Consider the following 16,183-nt stretch of genomic DNA (forward strand, 5'->3'; position numbering starts at 1 on the left):
TCCTTCCCAGCGTGGCACGGCTTCCGGAAGGCGCCAACGGGGCGAGGGGGCGGCTGGGCCAAGGGGGCGAGCGCGCCGGTCAGCGCCCGCCGGGCTCCCGCACGACGCCCGCGGCCCGGGCGGCCACCAGCCACTTCGGGAACTCCCCCACCAGCCGGTCGTACAGCTCGCCGTCCGGCATCCCGCGGGGGTCCTCGCTCGCGGGGAAGAAGCCCGCGTTGTCCACCACCCGCTTGCCGGGCACGGCCAGCTCGTCGAGCCTGCGCAGGAAGTCGAACTGCTTGCTGCGCGGGTCGCCGAAGCCGATGAACTGCCAGAACAGCGGGAGCCTGGCCGCCTTGCACAGACAGCGCTCCGCGGCGAGCTTGTCGACCGGCCCGCCGTCGGTCTGGAAGACGACCAGGGCGGGCTCGGCGCTCCCGCTGTCGAGGTAGTGGTCGATGACGGCGTCCATGGCCAGGTGGTAGCTGGTCTGGCCCATGTGCCCGAGCCCGGCCACGATCTGCTCGATCCGCCCCTGGTGACCGGCCAGGGCGATCTCCGTCTCGGCGTCGACGTCGGTGGAGAAGAACACCACGGGCACGGTGCCGTCGTCGTCGAGGTGGGCCGACAGCCCGAGCACCCGGTCGGCCAGCGCCTGCACGCTGCCGTCCTTGTAGTAGGGCCTCATCGAGCCGGAGTGGTCGACCACGAGGTAGACCGCGGCGCGCAGTCCGTCCAGTCCGTGCTTCGTCAGGGAGACCCCGGCGCTCTTGTACAGGTTCACCAGCGCCGGAGCGGTCTCCTGCACCTTGCTCAGACTGATCGCGGTCATGGCCTCACTCTCTCACTCCTCGACGACCACTCCGTCGCTCAGCTCCAGCACCCGGTCGGCCAGGCCCAGGAGTTGGGGGTCGTGGGTGGCGACGAGGGCCGTGACGCCCTCGCTGCGCACCACCGCCCGCAGCAGTTCCATCACCGCCAGGCCCGTGGCGGCGTCGAGCTGCCCGGTCGGCTCGTCGGCGAGCAGCAGCGCCGGCCGGTTGGCCAGGGCCCGGGCGATGGCGACCCGCTGCTGCTGACCGCCGGACAGTTCGGCGGGCCGCTGAGCCTCGTGGCCGGTCAGACCCACCAGCGCCAGCAGCAGCGCCACCCGTTCCTCGCGCTCGCGGGGTTCGGCCCGGCGCAGTCGCAGCGGTACGCCCACGTTCTCGGCGGCGGTGAGGATCGGGATGAGCCCGAAAGACTGGAAGACGAAACCGATCCGGTCGCGGCGCAGCCGCAGCAGGTCGCTCTCGCCCAGCGTCGACAGGTCGGTGCCGTCCAGGACGACGCGGCCGCGCTGCGGGGCGTCGAGGCCGCCGATCACGTGCAGCAGCGTCGACTTGCCGGAGCCGGAGCGGCCCTTGAGGGCGACCAGTTCACCGCGCCGGACGGCGAAGGAGGCGCCGCGCAGCGCGTGCACGGCCGCGGCACCGGTGCCGTAGGAGTGGTGCAGGTCCTCCACCCGCAGCATCGGCTCGCCGGAGGAGTCGCCGGCGAGCGCGGCGGTGGACCCCGGGCTGGTGTTCTCGGTCATCACCGCATCCCATACGCAACCGGTCGGGACGGTCAAGAGCTGAACAACCCGGCTTCGAACGCATGTGCTCGGCTGTCACCTCCGTGATATGCATGCCGAGTTGGGGTGACGACGGCTCGGCCATGGGGTGGGGGAAGCGTGACGGGCTTGCTGCTGCTGCGCCTGCGGGCGCACCGGCTGCTTCTCATGGCCGCCCTGCTCGCGGTGGTGCTGACCGCCTCGGTCCTCGCCTCCCTCACGGCCTTCTCCGACGCCGTCGGGGACGCGGCGCTGCGCGGCACCCTGGGCGGCCGGTCCGCGGCCTCCGCCTCCCTCGTCGTGGAGGCGGACGTCCCCCGCCAGCGGCGCGAGGCGGCGCAGCGGGCCGTGGTGCGCGGGGCGCGGGAGGCGTTCGGCGGGCTGCCGGTGACCGTGCGGAGGCTGGAGCGGTCGGGTCCGTACGCGCTGCCCCGCTCCCTCCAGGACGCCGACACGCGCTCCGGGGATCCCGACCTGACGCTTCTCGCCGCCCTGGACCGGTCACGGATCAGGCTGGTGTCGGGCGCTTTCCCGGGCCCGGCGCCCGCCTCCCGCGGCGCCGCCGTCCCCGTCGCCCTGCCGGCGGCGGCCGCCGAGCGGCTGGGGCTGCGGGCCGGTGCGCGGCTCACGCTCACCGACCGGCTGGGCGGCGCGCCGCTGCGGATCCGGGTGACCGGCGTGTACCGGCCGGCCGACGGCTCGGATCCGTACTGGCAGGTGGACACGCTCGGCGGGCAGGGCGTGCGCACCGTCGCCTTCACGACCTTCGGGCCGCTGCTCGCGGACGCGTCGGTGCTCGTCTCCGGCCGCACCTCCGCGGACGGCACCGGCTGGGTGGCGACGGCCGACTACCGGGGCCTGACCACCGACGGCATCGGCGCGCTGCGCGCGGCGACCGTCCGCGGGGCCGCCGCGCTCCGCACGGAGCCGGCGCTCGGGGGCCGGGCGGACGTGCGCACCGAACTGCCCGAGGTGCTCGACCGGACCGAACGGGCGCTGCTGGTGTCCCGCTCCACCCTGCTGATCGTCTCCGTGCAGCTGGTGCTGCTGGCCGGGTACGCGCTGCTGCTGGTGGCGCGGCTGCTGGGCGGTGAACGGGCGGGCGAGACCGAGCTGCTGCGGGCCAGGGGCGCCTCGCGCGGCCGGATCGCGGCGCTGGCCGCGCTGGAGGCGCTGCTGCTGGCGGTGCCCGCCGCGGTCTGTGCCGCGCTGGTGTCCGGACCGCTGGCCCGGCTGCTGGCCCGGTGGTCCGCGCTCGACGGGATCGGGCTGCGGCTGGGCACCGCCCCGTCGGGCGGGGTGTGGCTGGTCGCGGGCGCGGTGGCCCTGGCCTGCGCGGCGGCGGTCGTGGCGCCCGCGCTGGCGGCGACGGCCGCAACGGCGGTACGGCTGCGGCGGGTCCGTGCCGCGGCGACGGCCGCACCCGTGCGGGCGGGAGCCGACGTGGGGCTGCTGCTGATCGCCGGGGTGGCGTACTGGCAGCTGGAGCGGCAGACCGACGCGAGCGGCGGTGGGGTGCTCAGCCGGGACCGCGCCGGCGAGCTGGGCATCGATCCGCTGCTCGTGGCGGCGCCCGCGCTGGCGCTGCTGGCGGGCACCGTGCTGACGCTGCGTCTGCTGCCGCTCGCGGCCCGGCTGGCGGAGCGGCGGTCCGCCCGGGGGCGCGGGCTGCCGGCGGCGCTGGCGGGCTGGCAGTTCAGCCGGCGGCCGCTGCGCGGGGCGGGTCCGGTGCTGCTGCTGGTCGTCGCCGTGGCGACCGGCATGCTGGCGATCGGGCACGGCGCCTCCTGGGACCGCTCGCAGGACGACCAGGCCGACTTCCGCACGGGTGCCGACCTGCGTGTCCTCGACCACCGGCCGGGCAGTCCCGGCCAGACCGGCCTGTACGCCGCGCTGCCCGGGGCCCGGGCCGCGGCTCCCGCGCACCGCGCCGCCCTGTCCCTGTCCGGCGACCGGGAGGCGACCGTCCTCGTCCTGGACACCGCGCACGCCAGGGACGGGATGCTGATGCGCGGCGACCTCACCGACGAGACGCCCGAGCGGCTGCTGCGCCACCTGGCGCCGCCCGCGCCGCGGGAGGAGCGGGCCGTGCGGCTTCCCGACGGCACCCGGCGGCTCGCCCTCGACGTGCGGATCGGCGACGCACGGGCCCGGGCGGGGCGCTCCCCGTCGCAGCGGGCGCCCGCGCTCACGGCGGTCGTCGAGGACCGGTACGGCATCGGATACCGGCTGGGCGCCGGGACCGTCCCGGTGGACGGCCGGGTGCACCGGCTCACGCTGGAGCTGGACGGGACGGCGGCGGGCCGGCGTGCCGCCCCGGCCGGACCGCTGCGGCTCACCGGGGTGCAGCTCGACGACACCGCGCCCGCCGGCCGCCCCGAGACCCACCGGCTCACCGTCGAACGGCTGCTGGCCACCGGCCCCGACGGCCCCGCGCGGACCGTCCCGGTGGCCGCCGGGACCCGCTGGCGCGGCGACCGGTCCGTCACGCAGAACGGCGAGGTCCTCGCCCGGTCGGCGGTGCGGCCCGCCGGGCCGGGGGCAGCGGGGCCGGGAACCGCGCCGCTTACGGTGTCGTACGGCACCGGGTCCGCCGCTGACGCCGACGACACCGCCGGCGATCCGCCGGTGTACACCGTCCGTCTCTCGACCGCCGGACAGGCGGCGCCGCCGCGCCTGTCCGCCGTCGCCACCGAGGACTTCCTGCGGGCGGCGGGGGCCGCGCCCGGCGACACCGTCGACGTGCCGCTGGCCGGGGAGCGGCTGCGCGTGCGGATCGTCCGGTCGGTCGAGGCGCTGCCGACCACGGCCACCGGCCTGGACGGGGACGACACGGACGGCGGGGCGCTGCTGCTCGATCTGCGGGCCGTCGACGCCGCGCTGGCGCACCGGGCCAGTGCGCCGCTCGTCCCCACCGAGTGGTGGGTGAGCACCGCTGACGGCAGGGCCGCCGAGGTCGCCGCCGGGCTGCGGGCCCGTCCCGACCTCACGGCCCGGCAGGTGCTGGTGCGGGACGAGACGGCGGCCGAGCTGCTGCGCGATCCGCTGGGCGCCGGGCCGCGCTCGGCGCTGACGGCGGTGGCGGTGGCCGCCGTGGTCCTCGCCGCCGGGGGTTTCGCGGTGAGTGCCGCCGGGGCGCGGCGCGAGCGGTCCGCGGAGTTCGCGGTGCTGCGCGCCCTGGGCACGCCACGCCGTGACCTGGCCCGGCTCGTCGCCGCGGAGCAGAGCCTGCTGGTCGGCGCCGGCCTGCTCGCCGGGCTCGGCCTCGGTGCCGTGCTGACCCGGGCCGTCGTGCCGCTGATCGTGCTGACCTCCGGCGCCGCCCGCCCGGTGCCGCCGGTGCTCGTCGAACTGCCGGCGGCCCGCCTGGCCCTGCTCCTCGCGGGGGTGGCCTTGCCGCTGCTGCTGATCACCGCCGCGTCGGCGCTGCGCCGGGCCGAACCGGCGGTCGTGCTCCGCCACCAGGGGGATGACTGAGATGCCGTCGCACGCGCGGGGGGCGTCCTGGGTGCGGACCCGGTTGCGGAGCGCGCCCTGGTCCGCCGTCGCGCTCGGGATGCTGGTGCTGGTCACGGCGTTCCTCGCGGCCGTACTGCCCCGGGCGGTCGAGGTGTACGAGACGGACGGGCTGCGCACGGCCGTCGCCGGGGCCCCGCCCGAGTCGACCGTGCTGGAGCTCAAGACGCCCCAGCCCGGGTTCGAACGGTCGGAAGGGGCCCGTGCGGACGCGGTCCGCCCGGAGGCGCTCGCGGCGGTCGGAGCCCGGGCCCGGGCCCTGCTGCCCGAGCCGCTGCGGGCGGACCCGGCGCAGTCGGCGTACGGGGTGCGGACCGCGAAGAGCCTGCAGGCGCTGGACCGCTGGCTGCCCCGGCCGGACGGGCTGCCGCCCCGCTTCACCCTGCTCGCGCAGTCGGGGGCGGCTGCTCACGCCACCGTCCGGGAGGGCCGGCTGCCCGCGGCCGGCCGGGTGGGGGTGGACACCGGGGCGGTGGAGGGTGCCGTGACCCGCGAGACCGCCCGCGCGCTGCGGCTGCGGGTCGGTTCCACGCTCACTCTGGCCGAGTACCCGGACCGGCCGCTGACCGTGCGGATCACCGGTGTCCTCGAACCCCGGCAGCCGCAGCGCAGCTACTGGTCGGCGGAGCCGGTCCTGCGCAGCCCGGCCCTGGTCGTCAGCTCGGGCCGTCCGCCGCAGTTCTACTGGGAGGCGGGTGTCCTGCTCGCCCCCGGGGCGGCGCCCGCGCTGCTCGGCGGGCAGGGCGAGCCGGAGCGGTACTGGCGGTTCGCGCCGGCCACCGGGCGGCTCACCGGCTCGGACGCGCCGGCGCTGGTCGCGGCGGTCGCGTCCCTGGAGGACGGGCCCGCTCTGGTGCGGATGCGCGGGGCGGCCGGCCCGACCGCTCAGCTGTCCACCGGTCTTGAGCAGGTGATCGGCGCCCACACGCGGACCCGGGAGGCGATCACGCCCGTGGTCGGCGTGGCGGTCTTCGGGATCGCCGCGGTCGCCGTCGTCGTGCTGCTGATGAGCGGGGGCCTGGCCGCCGCCCGCCGGGACGCCGAGCTGGCCCTGCTGCGCGCCCGGGGCGCCTCGCTGCGCGGCATCGCCGGGCGGCTGCTGGCCGAGACCGCGGTGCCGGTGGTGCCCGCGGCGGTGTGCGGCCTGCTGCTCGCGCTGCTCGTGGTGGACGGGGCCCGGCTGCTGCCCGCCCTGCTCGGGGCGGGCGCCGTGGCCCTGCTCGCCTGTGCCGCGCTGCCGGTGCGGGCGGTCGTGGCGCACCGCAGGCCGCGGGCGCACCGGGAACGCGACGATCTGGCCCACGCCAGGCCGGGCGGGCGCCGCGCGGTCGCCGAACTGACCGTGCTGGTGCTGGCCGTCGGCTCGGTGGCGGCGCTGCGCCGCCGGGGTACGGACGGGTCGGGCGATCTGCTGGTGAGCGCCGCGCCGGTGCTCGTCGGGGTGGTGGCCGCGCTGGTCCTGGTACGGCTGTACCCGCTGCCGCTGCGCTGGGCCGCCGGCCCGGCCGGGCGGCTGCGCGGGGTGGTCGGGTTCCTGTCGCTGGCCCGCTCGGGCCGCTCCCCGGCGGCGGTCGCGGTCCTGCCGCTGCTCGCCCTGCTGATCGCGCTGACGACGGCCGCCTTCGGCGGGTCGGTGCTGACGGGCGTGGCGGACGCGCGCGAGCGGGCCGCGCTGCTGGCCACCGGCGCGGACGCGCGGCTGGACACCGCCGACGGCTCGCCGCTCCCGGCGGGGCTGGCCCGGGCGGTGCGGGAGGTGCCGGGCGTACGGCAGGCCACGGCGGTGGGCTTCGCGTACGCGGCGGAGCACGCGTCCGACCGGACGCGTCCGCTGCCGGTGATCGGCGTGGAGCCGGACACGTACGCGCGGGTCGCCCGGCAGACGGGGCTCGGGGGCTTCCCGGCGGACCGGTTGGGATCGGCGGACGGGGTGCTGGGCGCCGTCGCCTCGCCCGGGGTCGCGGAGCGGTTGGGGCGGGGACCGCGCCGGCTCGCGACCGACAGTGGCGTGGTCACCGTGCGGATCACCGCGGTGAGCCCACGCACCCCGGCGGCCCCGGAGGGCGAGTTCCTGCTGGTCGACGCGGCGGGCATCGAGCGCTTCGCCGGTCCCACGACCCTGCTGGCGGCCGGTGCCGGGCTCGACGCGAAGGCGCTGCGGGCAGCCGCGCGCGGCGCCGGGGCCGGCCTGTCGGTGACCGTGCGTGCCGAGGAACGCGCGGCGCTGGCCGACTCCCCGCTGCAGACGGGCGCCGAGCGCGTCTACGTCTGGGCCGTCGTCGCGGGCGCGGGCTACGCCGTCCTCGCTCTGGTCCTCGGGCTGCTGCGGACCGCGCCGGAGCGGGCCGCGCTGCTGGCGCTGCTGCGCACCCTGGGCCTGACGACCCGCCGGGGGCGGCGGCTGATCGGCCTGGAGGCACTGCCGCAGGCCCTGCTGGCGGCCGGCGGGGGCGTGGCCGTCGGCTGGGCCGCGGTACGGCTGCTCGCCCCCGGCGTCGACCTGGGCCGGCTGGCCCTGTCCGGGGCGCCCGGGGCCACGGTGCCGGGTGGTGCCGTGCTGCGGGCCGACCCCTGGTCGCTGGTCCTGCCGGCCGCGGTCACGGTGCTGCTGGCGGGGGCGGTGGCCGTCGCGCAGGCCTGGTGGGCGGGGCGCCGGACACCGATCACTCACCTCAGAGCGGGAGACATGCGATGAGCGGTACGACGGAGTCGCTCGCGGAGCTGGAGCGGCGGGCGACGCGCCACCGCGACCGGCCCGCGTACGGGCACGACGCCCTGATCGCCTGCGACCGGCTGGTGCGGATCTTCGCCAAGCGCGGTGGCGGGGACGCCGTGGAGGTGCAGGCGCTGCAGGGGCTCGATCTGCTGGTGCGCGAGGGCGAGTTGATGGCCCTGGTGGGGGCGTCCGGCAGCGGCAAGTCGACCCTGATGAACATCCTCGCGGGCCTGGACGTCCCGACCGCCGGCTCGGCCAGGGTCGCGGGCCGCGATCTGCTGACGATGGACGCCAGGGCGCGGCTGCGCTACCGGCGGGAGGTGGTCGGCTTCGTCTGGCAGCAGACGGCCCGCAATCTGCTGCCGTATCTGACGGCCGCGCAGAACGTCGCCCTGCCCATGGAGCTGGCGGGCCGGGCCCGTCGCGAGCGGGCCGCGCGGGCCGGTGAGCTGCTGTCCCTGCTGGGCGTCGCCGACTGCGCCGACCGTCGCCCGCGGCAGCTGTCCGGCGGCCAGCAGCAGCGCGTGGCGATCGCCGTCGCCCTGGCCAACGACCCGGCCGTGCTGCTCGCGGACGAGCCGACCGGCGAGTTGGACTCGGCGACCGGGCAGCAGGTCTTCGCGGCGTTCCGCCGGGCCAACGAGGAGCTGGGCACGACGATCGTCGTCGTCACGCACGACCAGGCGGTCGCCGGCGAGGTACGCCGCACGGTCGCGATCCGCGACGGCCGCACCTCCACGGAGGTGCTGCGCCGCACGGAGGTCGACGAGGCGGGCCGGGAGTCCCTGGTGGCGCGCGAGTACGCCATGCTCGACCGCGCGGGCCGTCTGCAGCTCCCCGCCGAGTACACGGCGGCCCTGGGCATGCGCGACCGGGTGCTGCTGGAGCTGGAGGAGGACCACGTCCAGGTGTGGCCGGACGGGACCGGGCCCGGGGGCGGAAACGGCTGAGCGCGGGAAACGGCTGAGCGGGGAAACGGCCGGGGACGTGCGACGGCGCCTGCCCGGTCGTCCGGTCGGGGACAGTGGGACAGGCGCCGTCGGTGTTCCGTACGCCTTTGTACGGGACGTTCCAGGGGTGCGCGTCAGACCATCAGCGCACGGTCCGTCGGGCGGATCGGGGCCGGCAGGTCGCTGGCACCGGTCAGGAAGCGGTCGACGCCCTTCGCGGCCGAGCGGCCCTCCGCGATCGCCCAGACGATGAGCGACTGGCCGCGGCCGGCGTCACCGGCGACGAACACGCCCGGCACGTTGGTCTGCCAGTCGGCGTCGCGGGCGATGTTGCCGCGCGCGTCGAGCTCCAGGCCGAACTGCTCGACCAGGCCGTTCTCCCGGTCGGTGCCGGTGAAGCCCATGGCCAGCGTGACGAGCTGCGCGGGGATCTTCCGCTCGGTGCCCGGCTTCGGCGTCAGCTTGCCGTCGACGAACTCCACCTCGGTGAGGTGCAGCCACTGCACGTTGCCGTCCTCGTCGCCCTCGAAGTGGGTCGTGGAGACCGAGTAGACGCGCTCGCCGCCCTCCTCGTGGGCCGAGGTGACCTTGTAGAGCATGGGGAAGGTCGGCCAGGGCTGGTCGATCGGGTGCCGCTCGTCGTTCGGGCGGGGCATGATCTCCAGCTGGGTGACGGAGGCCGCGCCCTGGCGGTGGGCGGTGCCGACGCAGTCCGCGCCGGTGTCGCCGCCGCCGATGACCACGACGTGCTTGCCCTCGGCCGTGATCGGGGGCGCCACGAAGTCGCCCTCCTGCACCTTGTTGGCCAGCGGCAGGTACTCCATCGCCTGGTGGATGCCCTTGAGTTCCCGGCCGGGCACCGGCAGGTCGCGGGGCGTGGTAGCGCCGACGGCCAGGACGACCGCGTCGTAGCGCTTCTTCAGGTCCGTGGCCTTCAGGTCGCGGCCGATCTCGACGCCGGTGCGGAAGCGGGTGCCCTCCGCGCGCATCTGCTCGATGCGGCGGTTGATGTGCCGCTTCTCCATCTTGAACTCGGGGATGCCGTACCGGAGGAGACCTCCGATGCGGTCCGCGCGCTCGTAGACGGCGACGGTGTGACCGGCCCGGGTCAGCTGCTGGGCGGCGGCGAGGCCGGCCGGCCCCGAGCCGACGACCGCGACGGTCTTGCCCGACAGGCGCTCCGGGATCTGCGGGGCGACGTCCCCGGTCTCCCACGCCTTGTCGATGATCGAGACCTCGACGTTCTTGATGGTGACCGGCGGCTGGTTGATGCCGAGCACACACGCCGACTCGCACGGAGCCGGGCACAGGCGGCCGGTGAACTCCGGGAAGTTGTTCGTCGCGTGCAGGCGCTCCTGCGCGGCCGACCAGTCCTCGCGGTAGGCGTAGTCGTTCCACTCGGGGATGAGGTTCCCGAGCGGACAGCCGTTGTGGCAGAACGGGATGCCGCAGTCCATGCAGCGGCTGGCCTGCTTGCTGATGATCGGCAGCAGGGAGCCGGGGACGTAGACCTCGTTCCAGTCGCGGACGCGCTCCTCGACGGGGCGGGACTTGGCGACCTCGCGCCCGTGGTTCAGGAAGCCCTTCGGGTCAGCCATTGATCGCCGCCTCCATCATCTTCTCGTGGGTCTCGGTCTCGGAGAGACCGGCTCGCTCGGCGGCGTCCTTGGCGGCGAGCACTGCCTTGTACGTGCTGGGGATGATCTTGCTGAAGCGCTCGACGTTCGTGTCCCACTCGGCCAGCAGCTTCTCGGCGACGGTGGAGCCCGTCTCCTCCCGGTGGCGGCGGACCACGTCGTGCAGCCACTGCCGGTCGGTGTCGTCCAGCGCCTCGATCGCGTCCAGGTTGCCGGCGTTGACGTTGTCCCGGTCGAGGTCGATGACGTAGGCGATGCCGCCGGACATGCCGGCCGCGAAGTTGCGGCCGGTCTCGCCGAGCACCACCGCGTGACCGCCGGTCATGTACTCGCAGCCGTGGTCGCCCACGCCCTCGGAGACGACCGTCGCGCCGGAGTTGCGCACGCAGAACCGCTCACCGGTCTTGCCGCGCAGGAACATCTCGCCGCCGGTGGCGCCGTAGCCGATGGTGTTGCCGGCGATGACGCTGTACTCGGCGAGGTGGTCGGCCGCGCGGTCCGGGCGGACGATGATCCGGCCGCCGGACAGGCCCTTGCCGACGTAGTCGTTGGCGTCGCCCTCCAGGCGCAGCGTGACGCCGCGCGGCACGAACGCGCCGAAGGACTGGCCGGCGGAGCCGGTGAAGGTGATGTCGATGGTGTCGTCGGGCAGGCCCGCGCCGCCGAACTTCTTCGTCACCTCGTGGCCGAGCATGGTGCCGACCGTGCGGTTGATGTTGCGGATCTGCACCTGGGCGCGGACCGGCTGTGCCTCGGTGGCGTCGGAGGCGGCCAGGGCGTCGGCGGCCAGCTTGATCAGCTGGTTGTCGAGCGCCTTCTCCAGGCCGTGGTCCTGCGCGATGAGCTGGTGGCGCACCGCGCCCTCGGGCAGCTCGGGCACGTGGAACAGCGGCTCCAGGTTCAGGCCCTGCGCCTTCCAGTGGTCGACCGCGCGGGTGACGTCGAGGGCCTCGGCGTGGCCGACGGCCTCCTGGATGGAGCGGAAGCCCAGCTCGGCCAGGAGCTCGCGGACCTCCTCGGCGATGTACCGGAAGAAGTTGACGACGTACTCGGCCTTGCCGGAGTAGCGCTCGCGCAGCACCGGGTTCTGCGTGGCGATGCCGACCGGGCAGGTGTCCAGGTGGCAGACGCGCATCATGACGCAGCCGGAGACGACGAGCGGCGCGGTCGCGAAACCGAACTCCTCGGCGCCGAGCAGCGCGGCGATGACCACGTCACGGCCGGTCTTCAGCTGGCCGTCGGTCTGCACGACGATGCGGTCGCGCAGGCCGTTGAGCAGCAGCGTCTGCTGCGTCTCGGCGAGGCCCAGCTCCCAGGGACCGCCCGCGTGCTTGAGCGAGGTCAGCGGGGAGGCACCGGTGCCGCCGTCGTGGCCGGAGATGAGGACGACGTCCGCGTGCGCCTTGGACACACCCGCGGCGACCGTGCCGACGCCCACCTCGGAGACCAGCTTGACGTGAATGCGCGCCTGGGGGTTGGCGTTCTTCAGGTCGTGGATCAGCTGGGCCAGGTCCTCGATGGAGTAGATGTCGTGGTGCGGCGGCGGGGAGATCAGGCCGACGCCCGGCGTCGAGTGCCGCGTCTTGGCGACCCACGGGTAGACCTTGTGGCCGGGCAGCTGGCCGCCCTCGCCGGGCTTGGCGCCCTGGGCCATCTTGATCTGGATGTCGTCGGAGTTGACCAGGTACTCGGAGGTCACGCCGAAGCGGCCGGAGGCGACCTGCTTGATGGACGACCGGCGGGCCGGGTCGTACAGGCGCTCCGGGTCCTCGCCGCCCTCACCGGTGTTGGACTTGCCGCCCAGCTGGTTCATGGCGATGGCGAGGGTCTCGTGCGCCTCCTTCGAGATGGAGCCGTACGACATGGCGCCCGTGGAGAACCGCTTGACGATCTCGGAGACCGGCTCGACCTCGTCGATCGGGACGGGCTTGCGGTCGGACTTGAAGCCGAACAGGCCGCGCAGCGTCATCAGCCGCTCGGACTGCTCGTTCACGCGCTCGGTGTACTTCTTGAAGATGTCGTAGCGGCCGGCGCGCGTGGAGTGCTGCAGCCGGAAGACCGTCTCCGGGTCGAACAGGTGCGGCTCGCCCTCGCGGCGCCACTGGTACTCGCCGCCTATCTCCAGCGCGCGGTGCGCCGGGGCGATGCCGGAGGCCGGGTAGGCCTTGGCGTGCCGGGCGGCGACCTCCTTGGCGATGACATCGATGCCGACGCCGCCGATCTTGGTGGCCGTGCCGTTGAAGTACTTCTCGACGAAGGCCTCGTCGAGACCGACGGCCTCGAAGACCTGGGCGCCGCGGTAGGAGGCGACGGTGGAGATGCCCATCTTGGACATGACCTTCAGCACGCCCTTGCCGAGGGCGTAGATGAGGTTGCGGATGGCCTGCTCGGGCTCGATGCCGGGCAGGAAGGTGCCGGCGCGGACCAGGTCCTCGACGGACTCCATCGCCAGGTACGGGTTGACGGCGGCGGCGCCGTAGCCGATGAGCAGGGCGACGTGGTGGACCTCGCGGACGTCACCGGCCTCGACCAGCAGGCCCACCTGGGTGCGCTGCTTGGTGCGGATCAGGTGGTGGTGGACGGCCGCGGTGAGCAGCAGCGACGGGATCGGCGCGTGCTCGGCGTCGGAGTGCCGGTCGGACAGGACGATCAGGCGGGCGCCGTTGCCGATGGCGGCGTCGGCCTCGGCGCAGATCTCCTCGATGCGGGCGGCCAGCGCGTCGCCGCCGCCGTGCACCCGGTACAGGCCGGACAGGGTCGCGGCCTTGAAGCCGGGCATGTCGCCGTCGGCGTTGATGTGGATGAGCTTGGCCAGCTCGTCGTTGTCGATGACCGGGAAGGGCAGCAGGACGCTGCGACAGGAGGCCGCGTTCGGGTCGAGCAGGTTGCCCTGCGGCCCCAGCGACGAGCGCAGGGAGGTGACCAGTTCCTCACGGATGGCGTCCAGCGGCGGGTTGGTGACCTGCGCGAACAGCTGCGTGAAGTAGTCGAAGAGCAGACGCGGGCGGTCCGACAGCGCGGCGATCGGCGAGTCGGTGCCCATCGAGCCGATCGGCTCGGCACCGGCCTTGGCCATCGGCGCGAGGATGACGCGCAGCTCCTCCTCGGTGTAGCCGAAGGTCTGCTGGCGGCGGGTGACCGAGGCGTGCGTGTGCACGATGTGCTCGCGCTCGGGCAGGTCGGACAGCTCGATCTCGCCGGCTTCCACCCACTCCTGGTAGGGGTGCTCGGCGGCGAGCTGGGCCTTGATCTCGTCGTCCTCGATGATGCGGTGCTCGGCGGTGTCGACGAGGAACATGCGGCCGGGCTGCAGACGGCCCTTGCGGACGACCTTGGCGGGGTCGATGTCCAGGACGCCGACCTCGGAGCCGAGGACGACCAGGCCGTCGTCGGTGACCCAGTAGCGGCCGGGGCGCAGGCCGTTGCGGTCGAGGACCGCGCCGACCTGGGTGCCGTCGGTGAAGGTGACGCACGCCGGGCCGTCCCAGGGCTCCATCATCGTGGAGTGGAACTGGTAGAAGGCGCGCCGGGCCGGGTCCATGGAGTCGTGGTTCTCCCACGCCTCCGGGATCATCATCAGCACCGAGTGCGGCAGGGAGCGGCCGCCCAGGTGCAGCAGCTCCAGGACCTCGTCGAAGGACGCGGAGTCGGAGGCGTCGGGCGTGCAGATCGGGAAGATCCGCTCGATGGTCTTGCCGTCGGAGCCGAACAGGTCGGAGACGAGCTGCGACTCGCGGGCGACCATCCAGTTGCGGTTGCCCTTGACGGTGTTGATCTCACCGTTGTGCGCGACGAAGCGGTAGGGGTGTGCCAGCGGCCAGGACGGGAACGTGTTCGTCGAGAACCGGGAGTGCACGAGCGCGATCGCGGAGGCGAAGCGGCGGTCGGACAGGTCCGGGAAGAAGGGCTCCAGCTGGCCGGTGGTCAGCATGCCCTTGTACACGATCGTGCGGGCCGACAGCGACGGGAAGTAGACGCCGGCCTCGCGCTCGGCGCGCTTGCGCAGCACGAAGGCCTTGCGGTCGAGGTCGATGCCCGTGGCGGGCGCCGCCGCGCCGTCGGTGACGAAGATCTGGCGGAAGACCGGCATGGTGGAGCGGGCGGTGGCGCCGAGCAACTGGGGGGCGACCGGGACCTCGCGCCAGCCGAGCACGGTCAGGCCCTCGTCGGCGGCGATCGTCTCGATGCGTGAGACGGCCTCGGCGGTGGCGTGCTCCGGCAGGAAGGCGATGCCGACCGCGTAGCCGCCGGCCGCCGGGAGGTCGAATCCGGCCACGTCACGGAAGAAGGCGTCCGGAACCTGCGACAGGATGCCCGCGCCGTCGCCCGAGTCGGGCTCGGAGCCGGTGGCACCGCGGTGTTCGAGGTTGCGCAGGACGGTCAGAGCCTGTTCGACCAGGGTGTGGGACGCCTCGCCGGTAAGGGTGGCGACGAAGCCGACGCCGCAGGCGTCGTGCTCGTTGCGGGGGTCGTACATACCCTGCGCAGCAGGGCGAGCATCCATGAAAGACCAGTTCTGGCCATTCGCGGAGTGCTGGGACGGCTGGCGCGGCGTACGCATCGGCTCTCCCGTCGTCGTCATGTGGCTGGGGGCACCGCCCAGGCCCTCGGGGCACTGGCGGAGCAAGGAGGGACGACGCTGGCCCTCTGCGTGATCGCAAAATTTCGTGCAGGTTACATGATGGAGCGGTTCTCGGGAAGCGGGATAACCCGTTCCACCATGCGGACACCGCGGGCTCGCGGCGGGGGTGTCCGGGCCGGCGGTGGAAGGTGTGGGGGGCCGCTACGGGACGAACGACCGGGTGAGATCGAGGTCCGTCGGGCCCGACGGCGGGACAGGCGTCGTCGCCCGGCCCGCTGGGGCACGCGGCGGGCCTCATTGCCCGCGGCGCTTGGGGCTCATGCCCGATGGCCGCACGGTCGAAACCAGCGTGTAACGGTTACTTATGCGGCCCCGCGCATAAGTCCGGGCCGCGCTATCCTACGGCCGTTCCGAACAGAGTGCCCAGGGCGTACGTCACACCGGCCGCCACCCCGCCCAGGAGCAGCTGGCGCAGACCGCTGTACCACCAGGTGCGTGCCGTCACCTTGGCCACCACCGCGCCGCACAGGAAGAGCCCCAGCAGCGCCAGCAGCACGGCCGGCCACATGCTGCTCGCGCCCAGCAGGTACGGCAGCACGGGGACGAGCGCGCCGAGCGCGAAGGAGCCGAAGCTCGACACCGCGGCGACGGTCGGCGAGGGCAGATCGCCCGGGTCGATGCCCAGCTCCTCCCGGGCGTGGATCTCCAGCGCCTGCTCGGGGTCCTTCGACAGCTGCCGTGCCACCTCGCGGGCCAGCTGTGCCTCGACGCCCCTCGCCTCGTACAGGGCGGCCAGTTCGGCCTCCTCGTCCTTGGGGTGCTTGCGCAGCTCGCGCCGCTCCACGTCCAGCTCGGCCTCGACCAGCTCGCGCTGCGAGGCCACGGAGGTGTACTCGCCGGCGGCCATGGAGAACGCGCCGGCGGCCAGCCCGGCCAGTCCGCTCAGGACGACGGTGTGCTGGCTGACCGACCCGCCCGCCACGCCGGTCATCAGGGCCAGGTTGGAGACGAGGCCGTCCATCGCACCGAACACCGCGGGGCGCAGCCAGCCGCCGTTGACGTCCCGGTGCGTGTGGTTGTCCCGGTGCGCCTCGTGCAGCGCCGCCTCGGTCTCGATGATGGCCATGGAAGAACCCCGCTCCCCTACGTCGATCCAGCCACTTTGGACAAGTTCCAGAGTTTTACAACACCCAAACTACGCCTCGC

Annotated in this window: 8 protein-coding genes; 3 read left to right on the forward strand and 5 right to left on the reverse strand. The window is 74.5% G+C overall.

The window, feature by feature from the left end; genetic code table 11:
- Window positions 1–79: 79 nt before the first annotated feature.
- Window positions 80–814 (reverse strand): vWA domain-containing protein, encoded by a 735-nt coding sequence (locus tag ACIGAN_RS21595; protein ID WP_399859629.1) that lies wholly within the window; start codon window positions 812–814, stop codon window positions 80–82.
- 12 nt (window positions 815–826) lie between these two features.
- Window positions 827–1,558, reverse strand: a complete 732-nt coding sequence (locus tag ACIGAN_RS21600; RefSeq protein ID WP_365089332.1) for an ABC transporter ATP-binding protein — start codon at window positions 1,556–1,558, stop codon at window positions 827–829.
- Between the two features lie 138 nt (window positions 1,559–1,696).
- Here ACIGAN_RS21600 and ACIGAN_RS21605 point away from each other — a divergent pair, with 138 nt between their 5' ends.
- From ACIGAN_RS21605 to ACIGAN_RS21615, 3 genes are read left to right on the forward strand one after another with little or no spacing between them, the layout of a single operon-like run.
- On the forward strand, window positions 1,697–5,053 hold the full coding sequence (locus ACIGAN_RS21605) for an FtsX-like permease family protein (RefSeq protein ID WP_399859633.1): 3,357 nt from the start codon (window positions 1,697–1,699) through the stop codon (window positions 5,051–5,053).
- A complete protein-coding gene (locus ACIGAN_RS21610; RefSeq protein ID WP_399859635.1) occupies window positions 5,046–7,787 on the forward strand; it encodes an ABC transporter permease in 2,742 nt (913 codons plus the stop codon). Before ACIGAN_RS21605 ends, ACIGAN_RS21610 begins: the two co-directional genes overlap by 8 nt.
- Window positions 7,784–8,758 (forward strand): ABC transporter ATP-binding protein, encoded by a 975-nt coding sequence (locus ACIGAN_RS21615; RefSeq protein WP_399859637.1) that lies wholly within the window; start codon window positions 7,784–7,786, stop codon window positions 8,756–8,758. The genes ACIGAN_RS21610 and ACIGAN_RS21615 overlap by 4 nt, the downstream gene beginning before the upstream one ends.
- Window positions 8,759–8,892: 134 nt before the next feature.
- Here ACIGAN_RS21615 and ACIGAN_RS21620 read toward each other — a convergent pair whose 3' ends face one another.
- From ACIGAN_RS21620 to ACIGAN_RS21630, 3 genes are all read right to left on the reverse strand, one after another.
- Window positions 8,893–10,356 carry a glutamate synthase subunit beta gene (locus tag ACIGAN_RS21620; protein WP_365737421.1) on the reverse strand — a complete coding sequence of 488 codons (1,464 nt, stop codon included), beginning with the start codon at window positions 10,354–10,356 and terminating at the stop codon, window positions 8,893–8,895.
- Window positions 10,349–14,956, reverse strand: a complete 4,608-nt coding sequence (gene gltB / locus ACIGAN_RS21625; RefSeq protein ID WP_399859640.1) for a glutamate synthase large subunit — start codon at window positions 14,954–14,956, stop codon at window positions 10,349–10,351. The genes ACIGAN_RS21620 and gltB overlap by 8 nt, the downstream gene beginning before the upstream one ends.
- A gap of 415 nt (window positions 14,957–15,371) precedes the next feature.
- Window positions 15,372–16,103, reverse strand: a complete 732-nt coding sequence (locus ACIGAN_RS21630) for a VIT1/CCC1 transporter family protein (RefSeq protein ID WP_399859643.1) — start codon at window positions 16,101–16,103, stop codon at window positions 15,372–15,374.
- Window positions 16,104–16,183: the final 80 nt, after the last annotated feature.

Source organism: Streptomyces sp. NPDC085931, from assembly GCF_044540565.1.
GTDB lineage: Bacteria > Actinomycetota > Actinomycetes > Streptomycetales > Streptomycetaceae > Streptomyces.